General features: G+C 71.0%; 22 protein-coding genes, 5 pseudogenes and 1 riboswitch. Of the genes and pseudogenes, 16 read left to right on the top strand and 11 right to left on the bottom strand.

Features of this window, described 5'->3' with window-relative positions; all coding sequences use genetic code 11:
- Positions 1-245 precede the first annotated feature (245 nt).
- Entirely contained in the window at positions 246-608 is a 363-nt protein-coding gene (locus tag GR130_RS17305; RefSeq protein WP_159505573.1) for a hypothetical protein, read from the top strand.
- Positions 609-672: 64 nt separating this feature from the next.
- Here GR130_RS17305 and GR130_RS17300 read toward each other — a convergent pair whose 3' ends face one another.
- Positions 673-849: a hypothetical protein gene (locus GR130_RS17300; RefSeq protein WP_159505572.1), complete on the bottom strand. Its 177-nt coding sequence runs from the start codon at positions 847-849 to the stop codon at positions 673-675.
- A 26-nt stretch (positions 850-875) separates the two neighbouring features.
- Complete coding sequence (locus GR130_RS17295; protein ID WP_443043617.1) at positions 876-1,385, bottom strand: MFS transporter; 510 nt, start codon at positions 1,383-1,385, stop codon at positions 876-878.
- Between GR130_RS17295 and GR130_RS17290 the strand changes: the two genes are divergently transcribed.
- On the top strand, positions 1,384-1,668 hold the full coding sequence (locus tag GR130_RS17290; RefSeq protein WP_443043616.1) for a hypothetical protein: 285 nt from the start codon (positions 1,384-1,386) through the stop codon (positions 1,666-1,668). The genes GR130_RS17295 and GR130_RS17290 overlap by 2 nt on opposite strands.
- Before the next feature lie 374 nt (positions 1,669-2,042).
- Positions 2,043-2,558 (top strand): hypothetical protein, encoded by a 516-nt coding sequence (locus GR130_RS17285; protein ID WP_159505570.1) that lies wholly within the window; start codon positions 2,043-2,045, stop codon positions 2,556-2,558.
- 182 nt (positions 2,559-2,740) lie between these two features.
- Here the strand turns inward: GR130_RS17285 and GR130_RS17280 are convergent, their stop codons facing one another.
- On the bottom strand, positions 2,741-3,823 hold the full coding sequence (locus GR130_RS17280; RefSeq protein WP_159510038.1) for a PP2C family protein-serine/threonine phosphatase: 1,083 nt from the start codon (positions 3,821-3,823) through the stop codon (positions 2,741-2,743).
- Between the two features lie 474 nt (positions 3,824-4,297).
- Between GR130_RS17280 and GR130_RS39830 the strand changes: the two are divergent.
- A pseudogene (locus tag GR130_RS39830) lies at positions 4,298-4,458 on the top strand (divalent metal cation transporter); the annotation flags it as partial.
- A gap of 340 nt (positions 4,459-4,798) precedes the next feature.
- Complete coding sequence (locus tag GR130_RS17275) at positions 4,799-5,011, top strand: hypothetical protein (RefSeq protein WP_443043615.1); 213 nt, start codon at positions 4,799-4,801, stop codon at positions 5,009-5,011.
- Positions 5,012-5,162: 151 nt separating this feature from the next.
- On the opposite strand, the pseudogene GR130_RS17270 reads toward GR130_RS17275, so the two are convergent.
- A pseudogene (locus tag GR130_RS17270) lies at positions 5,163-5,333 on the bottom strand (transposase); the annotation flags it as partial.
- Here GR130_RS17270 and GR130_RS40540 point away from each other — a divergent pair.
- Positions 5,322-5,417 (top strand): annotated as a pseudogene (locus GR130_RS40540) (IS982 family transposase); the annotation flags it as partial. The pseudogenes GR130_RS17270 and GR130_RS40540 sit on opposite strands and share 12 nt — an antisense overlap.
- A 270-nt stretch (positions 5,418-5,687) precedes the next feature.
- Entirely contained in the window at positions 5,688-6,464 is a 777-nt protein-coding gene (locus GR130_RS17265; protein WP_159505569.1) for a glycosyltransferase, read from the top strand.
- A 587-nt stretch (positions 6,465-7,051) separates the two neighbouring features.
- Here GR130_RS17265 and GR130_RS17260 read toward each other — a convergent pair.
- Positions 7,052-7,331, bottom strand: a pseudogene (locus tag GR130_RS17260) (MFS transporter); the annotation flags it as partial.
- Positions 7,332-7,921: 590 nt separating this feature from the next.
- Here GR130_RS17260 and GR130_RS17255 point away from each other — a divergent pair.
- The 3 genes and pseudogenes from GR130_RS17255 to GR130_RS17245 all read left to right on the top strand — a co-directional run bounded on the left by GR130_RS17255 (position 7,922) and on the right by GR130_RS17245 (position 11,853).
- Positions 7,922-8,866 carry an ornithine cyclodeaminase family protein gene (locus GR130_RS17255; RefSeq protein WP_159505568.1) on the top strand — a complete coding sequence of 315 codons (945 nt, stop codon included), beginning with the start codon at positions 7,922-7,924 and terminating at the stop codon, positions 8,864-8,866.
- Between the two features lie 649 nt (positions 8,867-9,515).
- A pseudogene (asnB, locus tag GR130_RS17250) lies at positions 9,516-11,359 on the top strand (asparagine synthase (glutamine-hydrolyzing)).
- Positions 11,360-11,424: 65 nt separating this feature from the next.
- Positions 11,425-11,853 carry a MarR family winged helix-turn-helix transcriptional regulator gene (locus tag GR130_RS17245; RefSeq protein ID WP_159505567.1) on the top strand — a complete coding sequence of 143 codons (429 nt, stop codon included), beginning with the start codon at positions 11,425-11,427 and terminating at the stop codon, positions 11,851-11,853.
- 134 nt (positions 11,854-11,987) lie between these two features.
- Here GR130_RS17245 and GR130_RS17240 read toward each other — a convergent pair whose 3' ends face one another.
- Positions 11,988-12,488 (bottom strand): DUF1003 domain-containing protein, encoded by a 501-nt coding sequence (locus tag GR130_RS17240; protein ID WP_201304916.1) that lies wholly within the window; start codon positions 12,486-12,488, stop codon positions 11,988-11,990.
- A gap of 347 nt (positions 12,489-12,835) precedes the next feature.
- Positions 12,836-13,009, top strand: a riboswitch (M-box (ykoK) riboswitch).
- A gap of 400 nt (positions 13,010-13,409) precedes the next feature.
- On the opposite strand from GR130_RS17240, the gene GR130_RS17235 reads away from it, so the two are divergent.
- The 3 genes from GR130_RS17235 to GR130_RS17225 all read left to right on the top strand — a co-directional run bounded on the left by GR130_RS17235 (position 13,410) and on the right by GR130_RS17225 (position 16,250).
- Complete coding sequence (locus tag GR130_RS17235; protein ID WP_159505566.1) at positions 13,410-13,850, top strand: hypothetical protein; 441 nt, start codon at positions 13,410-13,412, stop codon at positions 13,848-13,850.
- 23 nt (positions 13,851-13,873) lie between these two features.
- Positions 13,874-14,212, top strand: coding sequence for a hypothetical protein (locus GR130_RS17230; RefSeq protein ID WP_159505565.1), 339 nt, complete (start codon positions 13,874-13,876; stop codon positions 14,210-14,212).
- Positions 14,213-14,858: 646 nt separating this feature from the next.
- Positions 14,859-16,250 carry an ABC transporter substrate-binding protein gene (locus tag GR130_RS17225; protein WP_443043614.1) on the top strand — a complete coding sequence of 464 codons (1,392 nt, stop codon included), beginning with the start codon at positions 14,859-14,861 and terminating at the stop codon, positions 16,248-16,250.
- Between the two features lie 79 nt (positions 16,251-16,329).
- On the opposite strand, the gene GR130_RS17220 is transcribed toward GR130_RS17225, so the two are convergent.
- Positions 16,330-17,571, bottom strand: coding sequence for a GntR family transcriptional regulator (locus GR130_RS17220; protein ID WP_201304915.1), 1,242 nt, complete (start codon positions 17,569-17,571; stop codon positions 16,330-16,332).
- Positions 17,572-17,857: 286 nt separating this feature from the next.
- Between GR130_RS17220 and putP the strand changes: the two genes are divergently transcribed.
- Positions 17,858-19,447, top strand: a complete 1,590-nt coding sequence (gene putP, locus GR130_RS17215) for a sodium/proline symporter PutP (RefSeq protein ID WP_159505563.1) — start codon at positions 17,858-17,860, stop codon at positions 19,445-19,447.
- Between the two features lie 374 nt (positions 19,448-19,821).
- On the opposite strand, the gene GR130_RS17210 is transcribed toward putP, so the two are convergent.
- Positions 19,822-20,238 carry a hypothetical protein gene (locus tag GR130_RS17210; protein WP_236573077.1) on the bottom strand — a complete coding sequence of 139 codons (417 nt, stop codon included), beginning with the start codon at positions 20,236-20,238 and terminating at the stop codon, positions 19,822-19,824.
- Positions 20,239-20,649: 411 nt separating this feature from the next.
- On the opposite strand from GR130_RS17210, the gene GR130_RS17205 reads away from it, so the two are divergent.
- Positions 20,650-21,798, top strand: a complete 1,149-nt coding sequence (locus GR130_RS17205) for an AfsR/SARP family transcriptional regulator (protein WP_159505562.1) — start codon at positions 20,650-20,652, stop codon at positions 21,796-21,798.
- Between the two features lie 29 nt (positions 21,799-21,827).
- Here the strand turns inward: GR130_RS17205 and GR130_RS17200 are convergent, their stop codons facing one another.
- Positions 21,828-23,690: a choice-of-anchor C family protein gene (locus GR130_RS17200; RefSeq protein WP_159505561.1), complete on the bottom strand. Its 1,863-nt coding sequence runs from the start codon at positions 23,688-23,690 to the stop codon at positions 21,828-21,830.
- Between the two features lie 268 nt (positions 23,691-23,958).
- Positions 23,959-24,582 carry a helix-turn-helix transcriptional regulator gene (locus GR130_RS17195; RefSeq protein ID WP_159505560.1) on the bottom strand — a complete coding sequence of 208 codons (624 nt, stop codon included), beginning with the start codon at positions 24,580-24,582 and terminating at the stop codon, positions 23,959-23,961.
- Positions 24,583-24,871: 289 nt separating this feature from the next.
- Between GR130_RS17195 and GR130_RS17190 the strand changes: the two genes are divergently transcribed.
- A complete protein-coding gene (locus GR130_RS17190) occupies positions 24,872-25,510 on the top strand; it encodes a choice-of-anchor C family protein (RefSeq protein WP_159505559.1) in 639 nt (212 codons plus the stop codon).
- A gap of 50 nt (positions 25,511-25,560) precedes the next feature.
- Here the strand turns inward: GR130_RS17190 and GR130_RS17185 are convergent, their stop codons facing one another.
- On the bottom strand, positions 25,561-26,439 hold the full coding sequence (locus GR130_RS17185) for an MOSC domain-containing protein (protein ID WP_159505558.1): 879 nt from the start codon (positions 26,437-26,439) through the stop codon (positions 25,561-25,563).
- Positions 26,440-26,475 lie beyond the last annotated feature (36 nt).

Below are 26,475 nucleotides of genomic sequence, written 5' to 3'. Positions count from 1 at the left end.
GCGTACGCCGAGCAGGACGCGACCCGCCGAACGAGCCGACCCGGGCTGATCCGCGAAGCACCGCCAAACCATGCCGGGCAGTTATCTGAAATTCAGGTCAGCCGATAGGGGTGGTCCAGTCAGTTCGCGACTGTCGTGGAATTCGGCGCGTCACCGAGTGGGCGCGTCTCATTTTGCTTTAACCTCCATTAACAGTATGAAGTCGATCAATTACCGATCGAATCCGCCCGAATATCGGAGATGACATGCGCAAGCTTCACAAGACTGCCGCCGTGGTCGCCGTTCTCGGCAGCGTCGGCCTCCTCGGCGCCGGCACCGCCTACGCCGATGGCGGGGCGGGCGGCTACGACCACCGCCCCCAGTCGAGCAACCAGAGCACCTACCAGCAGCAATCGAGCGGCGGACGCGACCACGGCAAGTCGGGCGGCCGCAAGGTCATCATCCGGCAGAGCACCGCATGCAGGACATTCGACGACAACGTCGACGTATTCGGCGAGCTCCGGTTCCGGGACCACCTGGGCTTCCCGCTCAGAGAAATCGAGAGGCCGGACGTGCAGGTCACCAGGCTCGGCTCGTCCCACGGGTGCAACAACATCATCCGCCTCTGAAGCAGTCGGCCCGACGGGGAATGTAGGGCGCACGGGGTTCGGTTCGTTGTGCCGACGGGGTGCATTACCGGTATTCGAGGACCTTCCGCGCAGCGATATTGCCGGGGTGGAAGCCACGGCACCCGTTGTGGAGTCTCGGCGACGTGACGTTGCGCAGCTCGCGGGTCAGCCTGGTGCCGAGGACGCCGCGAAGGGTCGGATCGCCGACATGGACGTTGTGCCCGAGTGGCTCACGCAACATGGTCCGTCCGACCCTCGCGACGTCGGTTACTGGTTCGGAAGGGCCTTTGCGGCCCGTGTCGCCTTCGCCGCGGGCAGCAGCCGCTCGCCGAGCAGTAACACGCAGGCCCCTGTGGTCAGCAGCCCGCCCATGAGGAAGGTGCCCGGTAGGCCGGCGAGCGGCAGGGCCAGTGCGCCCAGCGCGGCGCCCGCCGCGATACCGGCGTTGTAGGCACCGGAGTTGGCTGCGAGTGCGAGATCTGTGCGGCCCGGTGCGGAGCGCAGCATCTCGTTCTGGGTGGCCATGAACACCGGCCCGAGCGCACCGCCCATCAGCACCGGGAACACCACCGCCGCCACCGGATCGGTACCGGCCGCGGACAGTCCGAGCATGCCCACCGCCTGCGTGGCCACGGCAGTGTTCAGCGTGTGGTGCGGAACGCGGTCCAGCAGCGCCCCGGTGATGCTCACCCCGGCCAGGCACGCGACGCCGAAGGTCACGAGCAGGGCACCGACCGCGCTCGGGGAGAACCCACTCACGTCGCCCGGGAACTTCATGCCCGACGTCCTGCGCCTTGAGCTCATCGAACTCGGAGCCCGGTTCCGCGCCTACCAGCAGCGCCCCGAGCCCGACCTCGCCCTTCTCGCCACCCTCCACGAGCGCAAGGCCCGCGCGTTCGCCCTGTGGGCCGCCGTCACCGGTGACGGCGGCCTGCGCCACGAGTCGAAGCGCAGCGAGAAAGCCGCGCAGACCACCCGCGAGATGCACGCCAACCGCACCAGCCAGCCCATCGGCGACACGCCAAGCAGTGATGGGAGTCGTGCAGCCGCAGCTCACTGAACGAGCCCAACCGCAGGCGGCGATGCGTCGCCAGCCGGGCCCGGTCCGCCGTCTGCATCCGTGTCCGGCGGCCCGTTCCCATGTGCAGATCGTCCGGCTGCGCGACCGCCTCGCTCGCGAGCAGCCGTGCGCGACCCGGGTGCGCATCGGCGCCGCCGGCGGGATCGGCACCCCGGAGGCGGTGGTCGCCGCCCTCTCGCTCGGCGCCTGCTACGTGGTCACCGGGTCCATCAACCAGTCCGTCGCCGAGGCGGGGACCTCACCGGCCGTCAAACAACTGCTGTCCGGCGTGGGCCTGGCCGACTGCACCACCGCGCCGTCCGGGGACATGTTCGAGCAAGGTGTCACAGTGCAGGTGCTTTCCCCGGGGCACGATGTTCCCCGGACACGCAGGACGCCTGTACCGCCTCTACCGCAGGCACCCGAGCCTGGACGACCTGCCAGCCAACGAGCGCGACTACCTGGAGAAGCGGGTGCCGCGCCGGCCGGTGGAGGAGGTCTGGCGGGATACCGCCGACCATCTTCGAGCGCAGCACCCGCAGTGGCTGCGTCGTGCCGAGCAGGACGCCAAGTACCGCATGGCAATGGTCTTCCGCTGGTACTTGGGAATGGCGTCACGCTGGGCCAAGAACGGAGAGGAGACCCGCCGAGGCGATTGGCAGATCTGGTGCGGCCCAGCGATGGGAGCGTTCAACGCCTGGACCGAGGGCAGCGTGCTGGCTGACCCCGAGCACCGTCAGGTCGCCGCCGTCGCTGACCATCTGATGCGCGGAGCCGCCTTCCACAGCCGCATCACCCAGCTGCGGCTGGCCGGGGTACGGCTGCCCGCCGTGTGCAGTGCCTACCGCCTCCCGCCCGCGCTGCCGCAGCGTCAGCGCGCTCCCCACTGACAAACCCATCCTCCGTTCCCGCGACGCCAAGTTGTCGGTGGGGTCCGCGAGTTGGGGCAGGTGGAGGGAACGTTCAGCCCCGACCTGGACCACCTGGACCCCACAAGACGCTATCGACTTCCTGCGTGGGCCGCGCTCACGCGGCTACCACACCAGTGAGCGGCCGGTCACGTCGGCGCGGCTCAGACGGCGTGGGGAGGGCGGCGGCGCCGGGTGACCACCAAGATGGCCATGTCGTCATCGTGTTTGCCCTCGGTCCAGCGGCCAACATCCTTGGTCAGGGCATCCACCAGGGCATCGGGGTCCCTGAACCGCCTGCGCATACGCCCTGAGGAGACCGGATCATAGAAAGTCCCCCGCTTGTCCCGCGCCTCGGTGACACCGTCAGTCACCAGCAACAGCGAGGCCCCCAGGGGCAGCCGCACCACATCGACAGCAACCGAGCCGCCAGGAGCGATATCGCCCAGCCCCACCCCGAGGGGCAGCTGTGGGGCGGTCGGATCGAGCCGTACGACCTGTCCGTCGTGAACCAGATACGGGGGCGGATGCCCGCGGTTCACCAGGCTCAGCACCTCCCCGTCGGCGGAGACCTCGGCCAGCACAGCAGTGGTGAAACCCTCCGTGGAGATCACCGGGCCGCTTCGGGCCGCTGTCCTGGCCATCGCCTCGTCCATCCGCTCTCCCAACGTGGCCAAGTTGGGAGCGTACTCGGCCTCCTGACGGAACGCTCCGATCGCGACCGACACGGCGGCGACAGCCGCAATACCTTTGCCCCGCACATCCCCGATGATCATCCGCACCCCGAACGGCGTCTCCTGCACCGCGAAGAGATCACCGCCGATACGCGCCTCGGCCTGCGCCGCCGTATACCCGGCAGCCACGGCCAGCGGCCCCACCTCCCTCGGCGGGTCCGGAAGCGCCGCTCGCTGGACTGCCTCCGCGACATCCCTGGCCAGCGCCAGATCGCGCCCTTGCCGAACAATGAGCCGGTTGACCGCGAGAGCCAGCACGCCGATCACGCCCACCACGGCCAGATCGACGAACAACGGCGTCGCCGGACGTCCGCGTTCGATGTCCACCGCCACCGAGACCACGCACGTGACACACACGACGGCGAGCGCGGAGCGGAAGGAGAGCGTGGCGCCCGCGACGAGCGGTGCGGCGGCCAGCAGCGGGAGTCCCGTATACGGCTCGGGCGCGAAAAGGTCCAGCAGGACGCCAGCCACGAGGGCCAGCGCCGCGAGCATCCACGGCATCTTCGCCAGCGTGGGTTGCAGGACTTTCACAGTGCATCTCCTGCTGCCTGGCCTCGCTCGCACCCCGGAAGGAACGGAGCCCCCGCACGGTTCGGCTTACCGCACCCTGTTTGTACCTCCAATGGCTTCACATATACGCCTTGTGGGCCGGATGTGCTCGTTGCAGGCGCACCCCAACCCGTGACCAAGGGCGGTTCACCTGCACTTCGTCCCGTCATCTGCCGGTCATCGGACGTCACCGGGCCGAGCTTCGCGGCCAGAGCGGGGCGAGGCCGTGATCTTGAGATGACCGTGGCCACGGGGCCGCTTCGGCACATCCGCTCGACACGATCGGTGAATCGTCGGTCACGTGATGCATACCGACCGGTGATGAGCGGTCTCGCAGCACCATGGCCGTACGCGGTAACCACCTCTCCCGCGCGCCCTGGCATTCCCGTTTCAGGCACCCGTACGGCCTTCGCCGTCCCGGGCGGCCGGGCTGCGCACGGCGACAACGACGCCGGCGACTTTGCCACCTACGGCCAGGCCGGGCAGAACCACGGCGCTCAGCTGCCGTGGGCCCTGCTCCTGCTGATTCCGTCCTGTACGTAAACCAGGAGACGGTGCTGCGCCTCGGCGCGGCCACCGGGGTGGGGGGCGATCGCCGACCAGACGCTCACCGAGCTGGTCACCGACGCCCTCGAAGCCGCCGCCCGCACCCGGGGCGGGTTCCTTGGCGGGGCGATGTTCCACAGTGACAACGGGGCCCAGCCCCGAGCCAACTCTACGAATGGCTCGCTCATCCCGATCAACAAGGTAGGGATCACCGACCCCTTGGCATCAGTCATCTGGGCTTCCAAGCGTGCGCGCCGCACCCGCGGAGGGGACCCGCGTCCTGGTCGTCGAGGATGACAGCGCCATCGGACGACACCTGGACGCCGGCCTGCGCAGCCAGGTCTTCCGCACCCCCGCCGTGACCACACCGTCGCCGACCGCCTGCGCCGCGTGGACAACAAGCGCATGCAGCTGGCCCGCGACGCGATCGGCACCTTCTGCGCCGACCCCGACGAGGTCGAGGCTCGCGCCCTGCTCGCCTTCTGCACGGCCGTCGGCAGTCACTTCCTCGCCTCCGACCACCCCGGCCGCACCCGCGCCCCCGTCATCGCCCGAGCCGCCGACATCATCCTCGACGTCCCGCATGGCAACCCTGGCGCATGATCCCTTCCCAGGCCCCTGGCAGCCACCGAAAACGCCGGGGCGCTTATGATGCGCCGGCCGAGTGGAGGCGCTGAAGCGCGCTGCCGAACCCTCGCTGTTCGGCGGATGCCGAGAAGGATCAGCACTTGACTTCATCGAGACCGAGGTCGTCTCATTTGGCGAGTCTGCGGTAGCAGATGAGGGTGCAGGCGATGCTGGTGAAGGCGAGGAAGTGGCCGGCTTTGCGCTCGTAGCGACGGTGGAGTCGTCGGCAGCCGGCGAGCCAGGCCATAGTGCGTTCGATGGTCCAGCGGTGGCGGCCCAGTCGCTTGGAGGACTCGACCTCGAACAACACCGCCGCCGCACCCCTGGCGGAGTGGCCGTCCGGGTCCTGCGCCGCATCCTCGCGCTCACCGCCGCGGTCTGACACAACGACCGCACCGGCGAGCCCGTCATACATGCTCTGACCGCCTACGACCACTACCCCCATGGACTCGGCCATCGAACCGGGGATCGCCGCTAAGGGGGGCGCCTTCACCGCCCCACAACCAGCGCCCCTGCCGGTTGGGGTGGCCGTTGGGCTCGACTCTCCACGCTCGCAACGGGGCACACGGGACAGACACCGAGGGTGAAACTCTAGCCATGGGTTCATGTCATGATCACTGGTGGCCTCTTCCCTCTGACAGGACCCCACCCCATGCGAATCATCAGCGTCATCACCGCCGTACACGAAGGCAGCCACCACTTCATTAGTGACACCTACGAATCTCTGCGCGAACAAAAGCTCCCGGATGACTGGGAATGGGAGTGGTGCGTGCAGGAGGACGGGACCTCGGGCATCCCGGCCAACAGCCTGCCCAGCGACCCCAGGATCACCCACGGCACAGGACTCCGAGCACGCATAGCGGTAACGCGCACGCACGCCCTCGCCCGCGCGACCGGTGACCTGATACGGACGTTGGACGCGGACGACGTACTGCTGCCGGGCGCGCTGGAACGGGACATCGAGACCCTGGAACGTGTTCCGTGGTGCGTGTCCGCCTGCGTCGACCTCCACGAGGACGGGAGCACAGCGCCGGGTCCGTGCGATCCTCCGGGTGGCCCCGTGGAGCCCGCCCGCTTCTACCACGAGGTGCTTGAGCAACGTCTGTCCGTTCAGGCGACCACGTTCGCTGCACACCGTCGCCTGGTGATGGCGCTCGGCGGCTGGCAGGCACTGTCCGGAGCCGAGACGGTTGCTCTGCTCCTCGCCGCGGAAGCCGTGGCACCCGGTGAGTTCATCGCCGAGCCGAGCATCCTCTACCGCAAGCATCCCCACCAGACGACCGCATCGACTCGCTACTGGGAACCGACCGAAGCAGCCACCCGGATCGACGCGCTTGTGCAACGCGCCAGCGCCCTGCGGGACTCAGGCTGGAGGTGGCAGCAGACACTCGGACACCAGCGCGCGTCCCAGTTGGAGACGAGCGGTTAGGGGACTTGCCCCCTCACCAAGCAGCCCCCAGGGGAATAATGCTGATGCCGTCGGTGATGGGGTTTGCTGGAGGAGCGTGAACGCGCCGCTCGGCAGCGGGTGGAGGCCCCTCAGGTCGAGCCGCGGGAGGCGGAGGCCGTGTGGGAGCGGTTCGTTACCGCCCGTGAGACGGTCGGCGAGGTCCTGGCGGAATCCCGTGGAGACGAGGAGGTACCGCCGGTCGTGGTGGCTGACGAGCGGCCAGTGCGGGTCAGCGGACCGCCCGGGGATGTTCAGCGTGCCCGCTGACCGAGCCGGCGGCTCATGACCATGCTCATCGACCACCCGACACTGCCTCCGAGCTGTCGGTGCGGCCCTCGTAGTCGCGCGCCAAGCGGCGTGGGCGCATCAGTCACACGAACGTCCGCTCCACCAGCCACCTCTTGGGCAACACGGTGAACCGGCCGCGTCGTCGCTGCGTTTGACCACGGCCAGGGCGATGCGCAGGGCGTCGCGGGCGAGGTCGACCAGGCGTCCGGTGTAGCCGCCATCGGCCCACACCAGCGCGATGCGCCAGTGCCGCTCGCGCAGCCGAGCCGGCAGCGGCTCTCCGCCGAGTACGAGGGCGAGCGAGCCGGCGACGGACAGCGCGCCGACCCCATGCCCGCGCGCCTCGGGCCGGAACAGGCCCACCGCGGCCGGCCCCATCACGGCCCAGAACAGCGCCTGCGCAAGCGCGGTCAGCAGCCGCGCCGCAAGCAGCACCCAGTAGGAGGTGGCCAGCGCCGCGCCCAGACTGGACACGACGAGTGCGGCCAGCAGTCCCGTCAGCACATGGCGTCGGGGCAGGGCCCGCGTGAGGTGGGCCAGCGGCAGGGAGGCCCGTTTCCTCGTGCACACGATGCCTCGGATTCGGATACGGGCCCGTCACCGTGCGGCCGATCACCAGCAGACGTGCACGCGCGACGGGACGGCAACTGGATATCCCGTGACCGGCGATGGTGGCGGTCGCCGTACCCTCACCGAGTGGCGGACGGGCTTGGGTGGCCGGCGTGCTCGCCAGGATCGGCCCGGGTGGGATAGGCGCCTTGCGTCGCCTGGTTGTTGAGCACGTGTCGTGGGCGGCCGTCACGGCTGGTGGGTAACGCGGTCGAGGTGGCAGGGGCGGCCGTACGGTGGACCGACACCATGCATCGCCGGCGTCCTTGGCAACCGACAGGCCGGTCAACTGCCGTACGGTGCAGTGGAATTGACGGAGTTTACGGATACGGGCCTTGGGCGGGCGGGGAGCGGTCGAAGGGCCGGTGGGGGGACGCAGGGCAAGACGCCCTCGGCCGGCGGGGCGGGGCTGCCGGGGCTGCGGCGCCGCCGCATCGCGAGGGGAGGTGCGCCCCGCGGGCGCTCTCCTCCTTTCCGCCCGCGCTCCGGTGCGTCGAAGATCACGCATCCACGCGCCGGGCCGGGGCAGACTCGGCGGTATGAGCGCCACTTCCCCGGTCCCCCGCCCGCCCCGGATCATCGACGAGTCCGGTCTGCTGCACGCGCTCCCGATGGCCGCGGCCGTCGACGCGCTGCGCGCCGCGCTGCGCGACGGGCCGGACCCCGAAGCCGATCCGCCACGCACCATCGTGCCCGTCGAGCACGGCCAGTTGCTCCTGATGCCCGCACACCGCAGCCGCTACGCGGGCGTCAAGGTGGCCACCGTCGCCCCGGACAACCCGGCCGCCGGACTCCCCCGCGTCCAGGGCCAGTACCTGCTCTTCGATGCCGCGACCCTCACCCCGGTCGCACTGCTCGACGGGATCGCGCTGACCACCGTGCGCACCTCGGCCGTCTCGGCCCTCGCCGCCGACCTGCTCGCCGTCCCCGAGGCCGGGCGCCTGGTGGTGTTCGGCACCGGTCCGCAGGCTCGCGGCCACCTGGACGCGCTGCGCGCGGTGCGTCCGCTCACCCACGTGACCGTCGTGGGACGCACCCCCGCGCACGTCGAGCGGTTCGTCGAGGCGGCCCGCCGGGGCACCGGCCTCACCGTCGAGGCCGGTGCCCCGTCCGCGGTCGCCGGCGCCGATCTCGTGGCCTGCTGCACCACCGCCCGCACCCCGCTGTTCGACGGCTCCCTGCTCCCGCCGCACGCCACGGTGACCGCGGTCGGCTCCCACGAGCGCGGCAGCCGCGAGGTGGACGGCAGCACCGTCCTGGGCAGCACCGTCGTGGTCGAGTCCCGGGCCGCCGCGGCCCGCGAAGCCGGTGACCTCATCCCGGAACTGGAGAGCGGCCGGCTCACCCCGGAGGCACTGGTGACGCTCGCCGACCTGGCCGCCGGAGCCGCCTCTGCGGACCCGGACCGCCCTCGCCTCTTCAAGAGCGTCGGCATGGCCTGGGAGGACCTCGCGGTCGCCGGCGCGGCGTACGAAGCCACCTGACGGCGCGCGCAACGGCCGTTCCGGCGGCCCGGGTGCGATGCCGGGGTCGCCCTGCCGGTGGCGCGTGACCTCGGCGGATGCCCGCGGTGCCGATGGCCGATGTCCCGATGCCCGAGGGGGGGAGTGCGTGGCCGGGGAGGGACAGCGACGTGTCGGAGCAGGCGGCGCCCGGGACGGCTTCGGGGACCGGTCAGGGGCTGTCGCGGCTGATGACGGAGGGTGGGGGCGGCGGGGGGGCCGTCATGCGGTCCCTTGCCGTCCTGACGCTGCCAGGCACCGGCGGCACGCTGCCTCCCGGTAAAACGTCTCCCCCGTTCCCGTGGGGCCGGTCCGCCCGCGGTCCGGGCCGCCCGGCGCTCTCTCCCACCGTGAATCCGCAGGTCAGAGCGGGTGCGCCGGCTGTCGCCTCCCCTGTGTCGCACGCCGCGGCGCGTCCGTGTACGCCCCGTCCTGTGTGACGCCCCGGTTGACGCGACCGGCCTCCGAGGCGCACTCTTTTTACATAGGTGCTCGATACAACAGACTCTGGTGGAGCGGGTCGGGCGACCACTCATCGGCGGCGCCCGCCCCTCCCGGCCCCGGCTGCCGCGGCGTCTCGCGCCGGCCCGCTGCATCGGCGGCCCCAGGGTTCGGAGCAGGAGGACATGGCATGTGCGGCATCACCGGCTGGATTTCCTTCGACCGCGACCTGCGCTCCGAGCAGGCGACCGTGGACGCGATGACCGAGACGATGGCCTGCCGCGGTCCCGACGACCGCGGCACCTGGGTACAGGGGCCCGCCGCACTCGGCCACCGGCGCCTGGCCATCATCGATCTGCCCGGCGGGCGTCAGCCGATGACCGCCGAGCGCCCCGACGGCAGCCAGGTCGTCATCGTCTACTCCGGTGAGACCTACAACTTCGGCGAGCTGCGCGGCGAACTGGCGGGCAGGGGCCACCGCTTCACCACCGACTCCGACACCGAAGTGGTGCTGCACGGCTATCTGGAGTGGGGCGAAGCGGTCGCCGAACACCTCAACGGGATGTTCGCGTTCGCCGTCTGGGACGAGCAGCGCCGGCGGCTGGTGATGATCCGCGACCGGATGGGCATCAAGCCGTTCTACTACTACCCCACGGCCGACGGCGTGCTGTTCGGCTCCGAGCCCAAGGCCATCCTCGCCAACCCGCTCGCCGAGCGGCGGGTCGGGCTGGACGGCCTGCGCGAACTGTTCGCCTTCGTCAAGACGCCCGGGCACGCCGTGTGGGACGGGATGCACGAGGTCGAGCCGGGCACCGTGGTCACCGTCGACGCCGACGGGCTGCGCCGGCACGTCTACTGGTCGCTGCGGACCCGGGCGCACCAGGACGACCGCGAGACCTCGGTCGGGCACGTCCGTACGCTGCTCGACGACATCGTCCGACGCCAGCTGGTCTCCGACGTGCCGCGCTGCACCCTGCTGTCGGGTGGGCTGGACTCCTCCGCGATGACCGCACTGGCGGCACGTCAACTGGCCGACGTGGGCGAGACGGTGCGGAGCTTCGCCGTCGACTTCGTCGGCCAGACGGAGAACTTCGTCGCCGACGACCTGCGCGCCACACCGGACACGCCTTATGTGCACGACGTGGCCCGGCTCGCCGGGACCCGGCACCAGGACATCGTGCTGGACTCCGCCGCCCTGGCCGACCTCGACGTCCGCGCGAAGGTGCTGCGCGCCCGCGACCTCCCGATGGGTTTCGGCGACATGGACGCCTCCCTCTACCTGCTGTTCAAGGCCATCCGGGAGCACTCGACGGTGGCGCTGTCCGGCGAGTCGGCCGACGAGGTCTTCGGCGGGTACAAGCAGTTCTTCGACGAGGAGGCCCGCACGGCCGACACCTTCCCCTGGCTCGTCCGCTTCGCCCAGCACTTCGGCGACGACGGGAACATCCTCACCTCCGACGTCACCGGCGCCCTCGACCTCGGCACCTACATCCAGGACGGCTACGACCGCGCCGTCAAGGACGTCGAACGGCTCGACGGAGAGAGCGACTTCGAGTTCCGGATGCGGAAGATCTGCTACCTGCACCTGACGCGCTTCGTCCGGATCCTCCTGGACCGCAAGGACCGGGCGAGCATGGCCGTCGGGCTGGAGGTGCGGGTCCCGTTCTGCGACCACCGCCTGGTCGAGTACGTCTACAACACCCCGTGGTCCCTGAAGTCCTTCGACGGACGGGAGAAGAGCCTGCTGCGCGAGGCCACCGCCGACGTGCTGCCGCGATCGGTGTACGACAGGGTGAAGAGCCCGTACCCTCCACGCAGGACCCGCAGTACGCGGTCGCGCTCCAGCAGCATGCCAAGGACCTGCTGGCGCGCCCCTCGCACCAGGTCTTCGACCTCGTCGACCGCGACTGGCTCAAGCGCGCGGCGGACCACGAGGCGCCGCAGATCACCCAGGCGTCACGGCGCGGCCTCGAACGGACCCTGGACCTGGCCCTGTGGTTGGAGATGTATTCCCCCGCCATTACGCTCTCCTGATCCACGACGGCCCTGAGCAGGGATCCGGCGCGGAATCGGTACGGTACGGAGGCGATGGGTGAGCGATGACGATCGGTGACGACGCGGCGCTGCAACTGGTGATCTCGCTGCACCGGCTCACCCGGAGCCTGCGCAGATCCGCCACCGCGGGCGGCGTCCAGCTGACCCACATCGCCGTACTGGCGCTGCTGACCCAGCGCGGACCGTCCCGGATCGGGGAGATCGCGCAGTGGGTGCCCTGCTCCCAGCCGACCGTCACCGCCGCGGTCCTCGGCCTGGAGTCGGCGGGCCTGGTACGCCGGGAGGCCGACCCGAAGGACCGGCGCGCCAGCCGGGTCCTGCTCACCGAGCAGGGCACGGCGGCGCTGGCGGACGTCGCCCGCGGTGAGGCACAGGTGCTCGCGCGGCGCCTCACCGCGCTCCGGCCGGACGAGATCCGCCGGCTCATCGAGGTCGAGCCGCTGCTGCGCCGACTCGCGGAGGCCGGGGACTGAGCAGGCCCACGTCGAGACACCGACCGACGACGTCACCGCACCGGCGGTGACAGCCTGTGGAGCGCGGGCCGGATGGGCCGACGACAAGCCGCGGACCGACCCCGGCGTGCCAGGGACCGCGGCAGGACGTCCCGTCAGTCGTCCGGGTCCTCTCCCCCCGGCTCACTACCGGGGGCGGCATCGATGACCGGTACCGGTTCCAGGCCGACCTTCTCGGCGATCCGGGTCAGCAGCACGTCCTGTGCGGCAAGGTGGCTTTGCAGGTGGGCCACCTCGTGCAGGGTCGCGCTCGCATCGTGGAAGGTCGCTTCGGAGCGCCGGTCCGAGGCGGCGGCCTGCACGTTCTGGCCGACCATGATGACGGACAACAGGACCAGTTGCAGGAACGTCTGCGCCACCCAGGCCACGATGGCCGACGCCCCGGCCCTGATCGCGTCCGGCAGGCTGATCAGGTCGAACAGCGCGAACGCGTAGGCACACCACATGCTGCCGACGGCCCGCGTGATCACGATCGCGATCCTGGTGTTGAACCGGGTGAGCGCATTGTCCTGGGGAAGCTGATCGCTGACCTTCACCGGGCCGTGGGCGTGCCGTGAAGCGATGTGCGGGTGCGGCACGTGCTGGTAGAGCGTCATGGCCTGCCATCCTTCGAGGGGCGGTGCCCCGGTCGGTGTTCCGGCCACGACGGGGGCGGCGGCCGAAGCGGGCCGTAGGAGCAGGCGGCCGGCCGACGCCGGCCCCGGAACGCCGAGTCGGCGGACTGCGGCGCCCCCTCGGTTGCGCCCCTGCTCCGCCCGCACTGCGCTCTCTACCCACAACACCCGCTACCAGAGCCCGAGTTCCGTCAGGATTGGGCAAGGTCGGAGGTTGGGCCCTGTGTGAGGATGCCATGGCGCATTTGTCAAGGCTGTCGTCAAAGTCGCGTCAAGCAGTTGCGTTCTCACGCAAGTATGCCGGTAGGCTCTGAGTGTTCGAAGAATGTGAGGCACCTCGTTCGGTGAGGCGTCTTCACGGACACAGGCCACTGACCCCACGACGTCGAGAGACGCCCAGGTTCAGGACAGGTCTCCCCGGCCTAAGGGGTGACCCCAAGTGGCTTCCCCGGTACGGGGATTACGCCGTGGAGTGCCAAAGCTCTGACGAGTTGGGGTGAACCGGTCGGATGACCGGTGCGCTCTTTGCCGCGTCCGTTCGGCGCCCGCGTGCGCCCCGGCCGGGAGGAGGCGAGAGACATGGACGGCCATTGCAGTAGTCCGGGCCACAGTCGGCCCCGTATCCGCATGTCTTCTCCGACCTCCGGTACGCGGTAACCACCTCTCCTGCGCTTCCCCCACCCTGCCCAGGCACCCGTACGGCCACCGGCCGTCCCGGGTCGCCGTGCTGCGCGCTCGAAGGGGGCGACACGGCGTACCCCGACCTCCCTCACCGGGAGAGCCGGGAGGTTTCCATGGCCGACCAGGACCGACACGGCCGGAAGCAGTTCAACGGCCCCGCACCAGGCGGCCCGACCATGGCCACCCCACAACCACACCCCACGACGGAGAGGAGGCGCCGCCATGGCCTTTCCGAACGCCCTGCTGCGTGCCAGCGTCCAACGACTCATCGACCGCACCCCGCCATCCGCCACCGACCCCACCGTCCTGGCGACCGTCCACACCCGCTGCGACCCGGACGCGGAACCTCACGTCAGGGCCTGGCTCACCCAGGCCCTCCAATCCCATGAAGTGGAGGCCGGCGAGACCCGCGTGCTGACCGCCGAGCCGGACGCCGTACTCCTGGAGGCGCACTTCACGACCACCGGACCCGTCACGGCGCCACTGGGCCAACTGATCGCCCTTGTCTGGCTGCACCCCGCCGTCCACGAACTGCACTGGCACCTGGACACCGCCGTCCCCCACCGGGCCGACACCATCCCCGTCCCCGCGGCCCTCGGCGCCTGCCCGGCGCTCGCACCGACAACTGCGGCAGCCAACCACCCACCAGCCACATCCTGTTGACCCACCAGCTCGGAGGTGCCCGCATGAAACTCCGGCTTCGCCGGCGCACCCGACGCACGACGGCCGTGGTGCGCCCGGTGCCGACGCACTGCGCGCTCCAGGCCGTGTGCGACCGCCGCGTCGAGAAAGAGGTACGGGCCCTGTGTTTTCTCGCGTTCGCGCACACCGGAACGCGGCTGCACAGCCTGCACACCGTCGAACCGAACGGCAGCGTCCATGTGCTCCTGCGACTGACGCTCACCCCGGACAGCCCCGCCGCCGCTGCCCTGGAACGGCTGGTCGTCCAGCTGACACGCGAACCCCGGGTGCGTGAGCTGCGCTGGCACCTGCACACCGACAGGACCCCACCGACCACACCCTGACCGGGCGATCCGGAACCGGCGAAGGACCGACGAGCCCAGGCAACCCGCCTGCACGAGAACGGACTTCGCCCCGCCCCGCCCACCGGACGGTCCGGAAGTCCGTCTGGTGGGGGCCTTCCGGCGGCGACCCGGACGCGGTCCACGCCGTCCGGGAGCGCTGGTACGGCAACTGGCCCGACGAAGTCCGGGACCGGAAGGGCCTGTTCGCCCCGCCCGAGCCCGCCCCCGACGACGCGCCGGCCCTCGACCGGATCGCCGCGTACTTCGGCCGCACGGTCTGACCCACATGCACTCCGCCTTTGTTCCGACGGACTTCACGTAGGTCCAGGACCTCCGCCGCCGCCCGATCGTCCGCAGGGGCCGCCCGAACAGTCGCCTCAACGGCCGTTTCCGGCGGCGCCCGACGGGACGACGCTGTAGGGACGCGGCTGAGAGGCGACCGCAGAGGGGGCGACCGCGCCGTGCGCCGTCGCCCCCGCCCCGAGTTCCGTCCCTCTCCCCCGAAGGGGACGGCCTGGTCTGCCCGTTTGTGGTTGGGTGAACGGGCAGACCTTCTCAAGGCCGCCCCGGCCCTCTTCCCACCCCGTACAGACGAAGAGGGCCGGGGCGGCCGCCACCAGGTGGCCGGACAGAGGAGCCGATCAGGTTGATCCGAACCGTTCGCAGAGAACTCCGGGTACGCAGTGCGGTTGCGGCGTTAGCGGCCGCGGCGTTACTCGCGGGGTGTGCCGGCGCCGGCGGTACCGGTGGTTCGTCCGGGGAGCACGTCATCAACGTGCTGATGGTGAACAACCCGCAGATGCTGGAGGTGCAGAAGCTCACCGCCGAGCATTTCACCGAACAGACCGGCATCAAGGTGAATTTCACCGTGCTGCCGGAGAACGACGTCCGGGAGAAGATCAGCCAGGACTTCTCCAGTCCGGCCGGGATGTACGACGTCGCCACCATCAGCAACTACGAGGTGCCGTTCTACGCCAAGAACCAATGGCTGCTGCCGCTGAACGGGCGCGCGGCGAAGGACACGGCGTTCGATCAGGCGGACATTCTCGCGCCCATGAGGGATTCGCTGACCGCGGACGACGGCAAGCTCTACGCCGAACCGTTCTACGGGGAGTCGTCCTTCCTGATGTACCGCAAGGACGTCTTCGCCGCCAAAGGGCTGACCATGCCTGCGCATCCCACCTGGCAGCAGGTCGCTGACCTGGCGGCCAGGGCCGACGGCGCGCAGCCCGGTATGAGGGGCATCTGCCTGCGGGGCCAGCCGGGTTGGGGCGAGCTGATCGCTCCGCTCACCACCGTCGTCAACACCTTCGGTGGAACGTGGTTCACCAAGGACTGGGAGGCGCAACTCAGCTCCTCCGCCTTCGCATCCGCCACCGGCTTCTACGTCGACCTCGTCCGGAAGCACGGCGAGTCCCGCGCCGCCGAGTCCGGGTACGCCGAGTGCCTCAACGACTTCACCCACGGCGGGACCGCCATGTGGTACGACTCCACGGCGGCGGCCGGCTCCCTGGAGGCGGCGGACTCCCCGCTGAAGGGCAGGATCGGCTACGCGCCCGCCCCGGTCGAGAAGACCACCGGCGAGACCACTGGCAGGTCCACCGGGTCGGGCTGGCTCTACACCTGGGCCTGGGGCGTGCGGAAGACATCCGCACGGCCCGACGACGCCTGGCAGTTCCTCTCCTGGACCTCGGGCAAGCAGTACCAGCAGCTGGTCGGGCGGAACAGCGGATGGGCCAACGTGCCGGCCGGCACCCGCGCCTCCACCTATGCCAACCCCGAATACCGCGCCGCGGCCTCCGCGTTCGCCGATGTCGCCCGCAAGGCGATCACCAGCACCGATCCCCGGAACCCCGGCAGCCAGCCACGGCCGACGATCGGCATCCAGTTCGTCGGCATCCCGGAGTTCGCCGATCTCGGCACCAAGGTCTCCTACGAGATCAGCAACGCCATCGCCGGAGCCGAGACCGTCGACCAGGCCCTGCACCGCTCACAGGAGCTGGCCGAGAAGGTCGCCCAGCCGTACCGGAGACGCTGAGCGCTCCGGGGACCCCACCGCCCCAACAGCCCGCGGCGGACCGGGCACGGGCCGGCGACACCGGCCCGCAACGGCCTGCTCACCGGGACCGCGTGGCATCGCCGCCGGTTGCCGCGGTGAGCTTCAGCAGGTCGTGAACGGCCGCCGCGAGGCACGCGATACGCCAGACGCCGTCCTCGGGGTCGGATGCGGCGGTGCTGGTCGCGCCGACGGTGATCCGCACGATCACGCATTCCAGGTGCTCCCGTGCCTCCCGGTGCTCCTGGGGTTCCCGCCGTTCGCCGTACGGCGGGGTGGGCGGCTCCGGGTCGTGGGCCCTGGTGATGAGTTGGCGGGCGATGCCGACGAGTTGGGCTAGGTAGTGGTCCAGCGTGGTCGGATGCGGAACGAGGCGGGCCTTCCACCACGACTGGGCCACCCGGACGACCTCGCGCACGCGGGTGTCCCTCATGTCCACCGGCCCACTGGCATACGGCAGTTGGGCGAACGCACGAGCCCGGACGACCATCTCTGTCCCCGCGTGGGGGTGCCCCGGTCGCACGATGGGCCGCTGACCCGGGTAGCAGGTCAGGGTTCCGTCGTCGATGAGGAGTCGGATCGCGGCGGCGATCGGGGGGTCGGCGGAGACCAGATTGCGGGCGAGTGCCTGCCTCATCGGCAGCGCCGTCCCCGGGGCGTACGCGCCCGCGGCGACCAACTCCCGTAGCCAGTCCGCGATCTGCCGCGGGCGATCGGTGCCGCCGGGGCCGGTGACGCGGGCGCGGCCGGCGGCACTCAGCTCGACGACGTTCCTCTCGGCCAGGTCGAGGAGAGCGAGTTTCACGCTGTCGACGGGGAGCTGCCGGTCTGCCGCGATCCTGGCCGGGCTGAGCGGCGCACCGGTCAGGTAGTGGCCGTCCTCGATGGCCTCGGCGATCCGTGCCGCGACGTCCGCGACCGGAACACAGGGCGGCTCGGTATCGCGCAAGGTGCGCAGCAGGTCACGGGCGTTCCCGGCCAGTTCCACGAGGCCGAGGAACGAGGGGCACCCCGCCGGCTGGGCGGGCCGGGCGGCGGACTCGATGAGTCCGTCCCACCGCGCCTGATCTGCCGTCGAGCCCGATGCCGCCCGGCGGCGTTGCCTGGCCAGCGGCAGCCACCGCTCCGTGATGTGCCATGTCTTCTCGTAGCCCCTGGCAACCGCGGCGGGCGAGACGCCGGTTCGGGGGCCGTCGACTCTGCCGAGACGCATGAGGTCGCTGGTGAGAGCACGGCGCGCGGTGTCCGGTGCGGGCGGACGTTCACCGCCGCCGGATTTCTGCTCGCGGCTTGACTTCGTCATGGAGACTCCTGGGAGGTTCACCGCACGGCGTCGCCGTGGTGCGCGGTGTGTCAGATGCTCACGTCCGGCACTCCTGTACGCAGCCCCCATGGGGGCGGCTCTTCGGGCAGCCGCGTTGCGCGAAAGTACTCCCGCCCGCGGGCTGCCAAAGAGACGGGCGCTCTCCTAAAGTCCTGGAATCGCGGAGTGCGGCAATCTCCACGATGTGTCGACACACTTCCCGACCAGGACCCGACGAAGGTTCGGCGCACACCGGCCGGGACCGGTCTTCGCCGACGGAGAAAAGATGAGATTGCAGCTCACGCAGATGGTGCCGGTCATGCTCGTCTTCGGGACCTTCTTCCTCGTAATGATCGTCTTCGGCATCGCGGTGTACGAGGAGACCCAGACCTTCACCGACTTCGCCCTCGGCGGCCGTCGGCTCAACGCCTTCATCGCCGCGCTGTCCGCCGAAGCCAGCGACATGTCCGGCTGGCTGTTCCTCGGCCTGCCCGGTGCCGTGTACGCGGCGGGGATCGGTGCCACGTGGATCGCGGTCGGACTGGTCATCGGTACGTACCTCAACTGGCGGCTGGTCGCGCCCCGTTTGCGCATCTACACCCAGTTGGCGAGCAACTCCGTGACGCTCTCCGCGTACCTGGAAGAACGCTTCGAGGACGACAGCAGGGTGTTGCGCACCGTCTCGGCGGCGGTCACCGTCGTGTTCTTCACCGTCTACGTGGCGAGCGGCTTCGTCGCGGGCGGCATGCTGGTCGGTCAACTCTTCGGCACGGGCTTCGAGTTCGGCCTCACCGTCTTCGCCGTGGTGATGGTCACCTATTCCGTGCTGGGCGGCTTCCGCGCCGTGAGCACCTCGCACTCGGTACAAGGCGCCCTGATGGTCCTCGGGGCATTCGCCCTCCCCGCGATCGGGATCTGGCAGCTCGGGGGCCTCGGCCCGCTGCGCCAGGCGCTCGTCGCCAAGACCCCGTCACTGCTCGACATGGGCACCCAGGCAGGCTTTGCCGGCGGCCAGTGGGGCGCCGGCAAACCCCTCGGCGTCATCGCGGTGGTCTCCATGCTCGCGTGGGGGCTCGGCTACTTCGGGCAGCCCCACATCCTGGCCCGCTTCATGGGCATCAGCAGCACCCACGACATCCCCTTGGCCCGGCGTATCGGTGTGAGCTGGGTGATCGTCGCCCTGGCCGGTGCCAGTCTCGCCGGACTCGTCGCGATCGCGCAGCTCCACCGCCCGCTCGCCAACCCGGAGTTGGCCTACGTCGCCCTGTCCGCGCAGCTGTCCAACCCATGGGTCACCGGCGTTCTGCTGGTGGCCGTACTCGCCGCGATCAAGTCCACCGCGGACAGCCAACTGCTGGTGTCGGCGACGTCCCTGTCCGAGGACTTCTTCCGTGCGTTCCTCAACCGGCGGGTCTCGGACACGGCGCTCGTGTGGGTGGCCCGCGGGACGGTGATCGGGGTCGCACTGGTCGCCTATGCGATCGCGCTCAGCGGCGGCGGCGTACTGGACATCGTGGCCTACGCCTGGGCCGGCTTCGGTTCCGCCTTCGGCCCGGTGCTCCTGCTGTCGCTCTACTGGCCGCGGATGACGAAGGCCGGGGCCATGGCCGGCATCGTGACGGGTGCGCTCACCGTGGCGCTCTGGAAGTACATCGACCCGCTGCTCGGCCCGTTCCGGACCGGTGTCTACGCGATGGTGCCGGGGGTACTGGCCGCCACGGCCGCCGCGTGCCTCTTCGGCGCCTTCGTCGGCCGCCCTCCGCGACGTACCTGGGGCGGCATGCGGCGGAAGGGCGGCAGGCCGGAGGGGAGCATCTTCCGTACCTCTACGGCGGGTTGGCTGCCGGGGGCGCAAGGAACCCACAGGCGGCACTGAGAGGTCGGCGGGGGACGCGCCGCGGACGCGCCGCTGCCCGGCGGACGGGACTGCACGCCTGCGGGCGGTGCCCCGTCCCGTACGACGGTGTATCGGGGCTACGGCATTCGGGGGTGTGTGGGGCGCCCCGGGCGGCAAGGCAACCGCGCCGTGATCGTCGAATCCTCGGCGCCGGACGCGGGTCCCGCGTGACCGGCGCCACCAGCAGGCGGCTCGCCCCGTGGCGCGGGAGCGCTCGGCAGGGAGCCGTCCCGTGCCTCCTGCCCTGTGGAGGTCGGGGAAGAGGCACGGGACGGCCTTCCGGTCCGCCCGCTTGCGGGCGGACCAACCGCCCCCGGGGGTGTGGGACGGCGCTTGGGGGCGCTCCCGGCACCTCAGGTGGCGAGCCGCGCGGAGGTACCGGGAGCGCCAGGAGGCCCGATCACACCCTCGACGGCCGCTCTCAGTGCCCGTACATCGGTGATCAGCCGGCCCTCGACGGGACGGATCCGCCAGTGCAGCCCGGGGCCCGCCGCTCGGTGCAGCGGTGGCACCACCAGGTACTGGGTCGTGCCGAGCGGGCGGGTGTGTGCGACATCCCAACCAGCGGATGCGCCCGCGGCGATGAACCAGTAGAGGGCGGACTCACGGGGATCCTCGACCACGGCGGCGCTGCGCCCGCCGAGGACGGCCAGGCAGCGCACACCCACGCCGCGGGGTACGCGGACGGCGTCCCAGTCGACGCCGGCCGCGAGTAACGAGCAGTCCACCGCGGTCGGCAGGGCGGGTGGCGGGGAGGTCACAAGACGCACAGCGGATCGTCCTCTCACCGACGCGGCCTCGCTGGACCGGTGTCTGGTAGGGCTTGTTCGACAGCGTCGGCGCCCGGTCACCACTTCTCCGCGGTCACCGGACCGCGCCGAGCGGGCGTCTCGCTACATCTTCGGCGCCGGGCGGTGCCTCCGCAGCGGTCGGCGGAACGGTCCAAGGGGTGGCCCGGCCGCCCGAAAGTGCGCCCGCCCGCCGGCTGTCGGCGCCCGGTCCCGCGCCTAGAGTCGACGTCCGAGCGCCGTAGCACCGCAGCATCCGGCGCCGGTCGCCCGATGCCACGCCGGCACCGGGCCGACGCCGGAAAAAAATCTTGGAGTTCTGCCGTCATAGGGCGGCGCTTCGCGCCACTAATAGGCGTGGATACCAACTGTCATGCGCTCCAGCCTCCAGAGATGAGTGCCGCCGCACCTGAGCCCGCCGCGGACGGACCCGGATACCACCTCGTCGGCGAGGGAGCCGATCACCGCTCCGACGGACCTGAACCGACCGACGTCCCCACGGTCGACGTCGGGCTCTGGCTGCTCGGGATCGCCCTGCGTCTGATCCAGGGGGCCGAGGCGGCCGATGCCCGCGAACCGGATGCCCATGAACCCGATGCCGATGAACCTGACGCCGATGCCCGTCCCGCGGCGGCCCGGCGCCTGCTGTCCGTGCTCGACGCCGACGGCCGGCCGACGGCCCTCGAATCCGGCGCCCGACCGCGCCAGCACCGTGGGAGCACACCGACCGCCCTCGCCTCCCCCACCGGCAGGCGACGGCCGCAGACAAGGGCCGCCACGCACCGTGCGGAACGCGCACCCCGCGTGGCGATCTGGTGCTTCGGCGGATTCCGGATGGCAATCGGGGATCGGATCGTCGACTGGATGAAGATCCGTCCCCGCGCTCGTGCCGCGATGCGGCTGCTCGCCATGCGGGCAGGCCGGCCGGTGCACAAGGAGGCGCTGATCGAGGCACTGTGGCCGGATGCCCCACTCGCTTCGGCGACGGCGAACCTGCAGGTGGCCATCTCCAGCCTGCGGGGTCTGCTGGAACCGGACCGGGAACGCCGTAAGCCGCAGCTGGTGGTCCGCACCGGCGACGCCTACCTGCTCAATCTGCCTGCCGACGCCTACCTCGACACCCTCGCGTTCCAGACCGCGCTCACCCGGAGCAGGCGGGCGAGCGCGGTCGGGGACACCGACTCGGCCGTGGCGGACCTCCGGGACGCGCTCGCCTCCTACAGCGGTGAGCTGCTTCCCGAGGACGGCCCCGCCGAGTGGCTCCAGCACGACCGGGAGATGTACCGGCGGCAGGCGGCCAACGCGGCCGCGGAGCTGGCCGCCGCGGAACTCGCCGCCGGCAACCCTCGGGATGCGGTGGTCGCAGCCGAGAAGTGCCTGGTCATCGATGCCTTCCACGACACGGGGTGGCAGCTGCTGGTGAGGGCCTACCGGCGTCTCGGCGCGCCCGCCGCCGCCGAGCGGGCCCGCCGCCGGTACGCCGCGATGCTCGCGTCGCTCGGCATCGACACCGACGGCCCCGGCCTTGCCAACGGCTACTGACCGGGCGGCACGCCGTGGCGTCCTGTCACCTATGTCCTGACGATCCTGACACCGTCGATCTCCGGCCCGCACCGGCTGCCGGGATCGGTGGTGCTGGTGAACCGCAGCGTGGTCCGGCCACCCTGCGCGGTGAACCGCACGGTCTCGATCCGCCATCCCATGTCCGATGCCGAACGCCCCGTGGTGTCGAAGGAGAAGTCCCGGGCCACCGCGTCGACTTGGACTCGGAGTGTCTTGACGGCCGGGGCGCAGGTGACGTTGCCCGCGAGGGAGAAGCTGACCGTGTACGGGCGGCCGGCCGTGGTGGTGAAGGTCTGGGCGATCGCCCCGTTGATGGCGCCGGGCGGATCGCCGTTCAGGTCGATCGACTGCTGGCCCTCCGCCGCCCGCAGGGCATCCGAGCGGACCAGGTTCACGGAGTTCTGGACGACCTGCCACGGCCCGATGGCCTGACCCGCGCGGTACACGACCACCGGGGACCCGGCGGCCGGCGACTCGAAGCCTCCGTCGGCCAGCGGCGAAGCGGGCGTCGGCTCGGGCGAGTTGGTGGGAAATGTCGGGGGCACGGGGGGTGCCGGAGGCACCGGAGGTGCCGCGGGGGCGGTCGCTCCGTCGTCTCCGGTACCGAAGGTGCCTTCAGGGGTCTTCTTCACCGGGCCGGGCGTCGGCCGGACCGGCCGGCTGCCCGACGGGGACCCCGTCGGCGGGGCCGGTGCCGGACCGGACGGCATCGGCCGTCCCGACGAGGGGGCGGGCGTAGGCGTCGCGACGGGCGCCCTGCCCTGCGTACGGGGACGCGCAGGGTCCTCGGGCGCCAGGGTCAGCGCGGCGGCCAGGGTCACGACGGTGAGGCCGGCGACCACCGCGAGGGTGACGACGACGGCGCCGGGGGCCGAGCTCCCCGCGCCTCCGCCGCGTGGTAGCAGCCCTGGTTCGCCACCGTCGTCGACGTGCTGCCCGCTGTCCGCCCGTTGCCCGTCCGGACTCTCCGGTCCGTCCGCCTGCTCCTGTGCCGGTCCGCTCTCCGCTCCCTCCGCCGTCCCGTCCGGTGACGCCTCGACCAGCGAGGCGAAGTACCCGGCGAACACCGGTCCCAGGAGCAAGGGAGCCACAAAGGCGCGCAGTCGGCCGGAGACCTCGCGCAGCTCCAGCAGCAGCCGGGGACAGCGGTCGCACTCATCGAGGTGCTCCTCGACCCGGCGCCGCTCCCGCGGCCCCAGGGAGCCGCGCAGATAGGCGGCCAGTTTCCCGGCGCACCTGCGGCACTCCCGTGCCATCTCCTGCTCGGAGAGATGCGCCTGCAGATACTCCTTGCGCAGCCCTTCGCGGGCGCGGCAGGCCAGTGCGGCAACCGCGTTGGCGGACAACCCCAGGCGGGGCGCCACCTGCGCGGGGCTCTCCCCCTCCACTTCGGTGTGCCACAGCACGGTCTGCCACCGCTCGGGCAGCGCGGCAAACGCGCGCCCGACCAGCGACGCCTCCAGCTCGGCCAGCACCGGATCCTCGAAGGGGAGCAACGGCGCGTAGACCTCCACCTCCGGCGTGGGCGTGGCGCGCCGCTCCCGCACCACGTCGCCGGCGGCGAGACGGCGGACCACGGTCAGCACGTACGGGCGAAAGGCCCGCTGCGGGCCGCCGCCGGCCCGGATGGCGCCGAGCACCTGGGCGAACCCCTCGGAGGCGAGGTCCTCCGCATCCGCCGGACTGGACGCATAGCAACCGGCCAGACGGCAGGCCGACGCGAAGTGCCGCTCGTAGAGCACCACGAAAGACGCGTCGTCCCCGCCCCGGGCGCGCACGACGAGTTCGGCGTCGGACCGTTCCGTCGATGCGCCCTGCCCCTTCTCCGGCTCCCCAAGGCCTCCGGTCCCCTGCCTCGGAACCCTTGTCATCGCCGTTCACCCCTCAACCGCGCCACCTTCGTTCCCGCCGGCGCACGCACCGGCCTCAGCCGCGTTCATCGACACCAGGGGCAGAAACCTTAGTCACCGAGCGCAGCGCTGTTCCCCGGACCGGAGTTTTTTCCTCCGTCGGGCGAACCTTCCTGCCCTAAAGGGCAGTTGACGGGAATTCAATGGTCCCGGGATGCCCCGGGATGCACGGCCGACATCCGCGCGGCGGTCATCGGATCAGGCATCGGCTCAGGCATCAGATCAGGCATCAGATCAGGCCGTGCCGGATCGCGTAGGCGACGGCATGGCAGCGGTTGCGGAGTTGGAAGCGGATCTGGATGTCGTGCAGGACCTGCTTCACCGTACGTGGCGAGTACGCGAGCCTGGTGGCGACCTCGGCGGTGTCGAACCCGTCGGCGACCAGCCGCAGCACCTCCGACTCCCGCTCCGTGAGGTTGTTGAAGGTCAGCCCGCGGGGCCCCAGCACCTGCCGCTGTGCGCGGCCGACCTGGCCGAGCAGCCGGCCCAGCAGGTCCGGTGGTAGGGCTCCCTCCCCCGCGGCAGCCGAGCGGACCACCGTGACCAGCCGCTCGGGGGTGGCCTCGCCACGCCGGACCACCCCGACCACCCCCACCTCCGCCGCGGTCACCAGCTCGGACTCGTCGATCTCCGTGGGGACCAGCACCAGCCTCGCCTTGCTCGCCTGGCCGACCGACCGCAGGACCTTCAGGCTGTGTTCGCTCACCCCGGCCGTGACGACAAGGGCCACCTTCGCCTCGTCCAGGTCCGTGTCGGCAACCACCTGCACCTCTGGTCTCGGTCTGAGTGCGCCGACCACCCCGACCTGCGAGATCGGGTCATCCGCGCGGACACACACCGGAATCCGGTCCATCCATGCTCCTCAACGCGCACCTCGACGCCGGCATTGGTGCGGCGCCCCGTGAGACAAGGATCCGGAACCCGCTGAGCCACCACTCAACGTGGACTTAACACGCGGTCGCCGCTGCCGGGGCACCCGAACGTCGGGGTGGAGCCGCCCAAAGAGCCGCCCTGGTAAGCCTGTTCGGCCACGATCGACACGGCCGACTCTGGGGTGAGCGAGCTGGCCCTGCCACCCGGCAGCGGCCGTCCGCACCGAAGTTCAGGCACATCGCTGCACAGCGATCATCCGAGAGGACCCCATGCGTACCCTGCTCATCCCGGCCACCGCCGTCACGGCCGTCGCTCTTCTCGCCGGTACCGGCACCGCGATGGCGGCCCCGGCACACAGCCGCACCCAGGCGAGCCGCCCGGCCGCGTCGCCGGCCGCCGTCAGCCACTTCGACGACGGCAGCTTCGAATACCCGTCGGTCAAGCCGAAGACCTTCGACGAATACGCGGCCGGGCAGTCCATCGGCCCGTGGAAGGTCACCAGTGGGACGGTCGACCTGATCGGCGCCGGCTACTGGGACGCGGCGGAAGGAGACCAGTCCCTCGACCTCAACGGCAACGACCCGGGGGCCGTGGCCCAGACCTTCGCCACCACTCCCGGTACCACGTACACGGTCAGCTACTCACTCGCCGGCAACCCCCAACTCGACCACCGCCCGGCCATGAAGACAGGCAAGGTCCTCATCGACGGACAGAACGTCCAGGACTTCTCCTTCGACGTCACCGGCAAGTCCGAGACGAACATGGGCTACGTGCGGCGGCAGGTGACCTTCGTCGCGCGCGGCACCTCCACGACCCTGGGCTTCGCCAGCACCACTCCCCACAGCCCCACCGGACCGGTCATCGACGACGTCACGGTTGAGCACTGCAAGCCCTCCTGCTGTAACTGACGCTGAACCGGGCACCGGGCCTCGCAAGGCCCGGTGCCCCGCCTCCGCCGTCACCGTTCGGCGTCGCCCCACTCCGGGACGACCACGTCGTCGCCGACCGACAGCTTCCCCGGCCGCACCACGGAGAACTTCGCGCCGAACACCACGCCCCCACTCGCCGCTCGCCGGTAGCCCGCGAGCGTCCGCAGCGGCTCCCGCCGCTGCCGCGCCCCGGTCTCCTGGTCGACGAGGGTGACCGCGCAGCGCACCGCGAGCTTGGCGTAGCCCAGTTCGGCCCCGCCGATGCTGATACGGCGTGCGCGGTCCTCCGCGTGCGGTACGGCCGCCCAGTCGCCGCGGTCACTGTCATGGCCTTGGCCGGGGCCGGTGTCGACGACGATGTTCGGGCGGAAGCGGTTCATCGGCACGGGCGGTGCGCCGTGCTCGGCCAGCCGCCGGTCGAGGAGGGTGAGGGAGGACCGGGTCAGCAGGTGTACGGCGCTGCTGTCGGCGTAGCCGGAGGGGCCGGGTGTCAGACCGTCGGCGATCCGGTCGTGCTCGGGCGGCACCCGGACCAGGCGGCTGGGGGCGCCGAGGACCCCTGAGAACCAGGCGGCGGCGTCATCGCCCTGGTCGATGCCCTGGAAGGTGGCGCCGAACAGGTCGACGTCGCGACGCGGCGCGGACGTGGTGACGTCGAGGTGCACCGTGCCGTAACGGCCCGGTGAGTCGGCCGAGTCGAGGGTGAGCCGGCTGCCGTCGGCACTGACGGCGGGCCGGACCAGAGCGAGACGGGGATGGCGGCGCTGGGTGCGGTAGACCCCCTCCTCGCTGACGACCATGAAGCTGCGGTCGTGCGTGAGGCCCGCCGGTGTGAGGAACGCGTCACTCATGGACGTGCCCGCGCATCCCTTGACCGGGTAGCAGATCAGCTCTACGACGTCGGCCATGTGCCGCCTCCTTCAGTCGACGACCGGATGACAACG

Source organism: Streptomyces sp. GS7 (genome assembly GCF_009834125.1).
Classification (GTDB): Bacteria; Actinomycetota; Actinomycetes; order Streptomycetales; family Streptomycetaceae; genus Streptomyces.
This window is presented reverse-complemented; position numbering and strand designations above follow the sequence as displayed.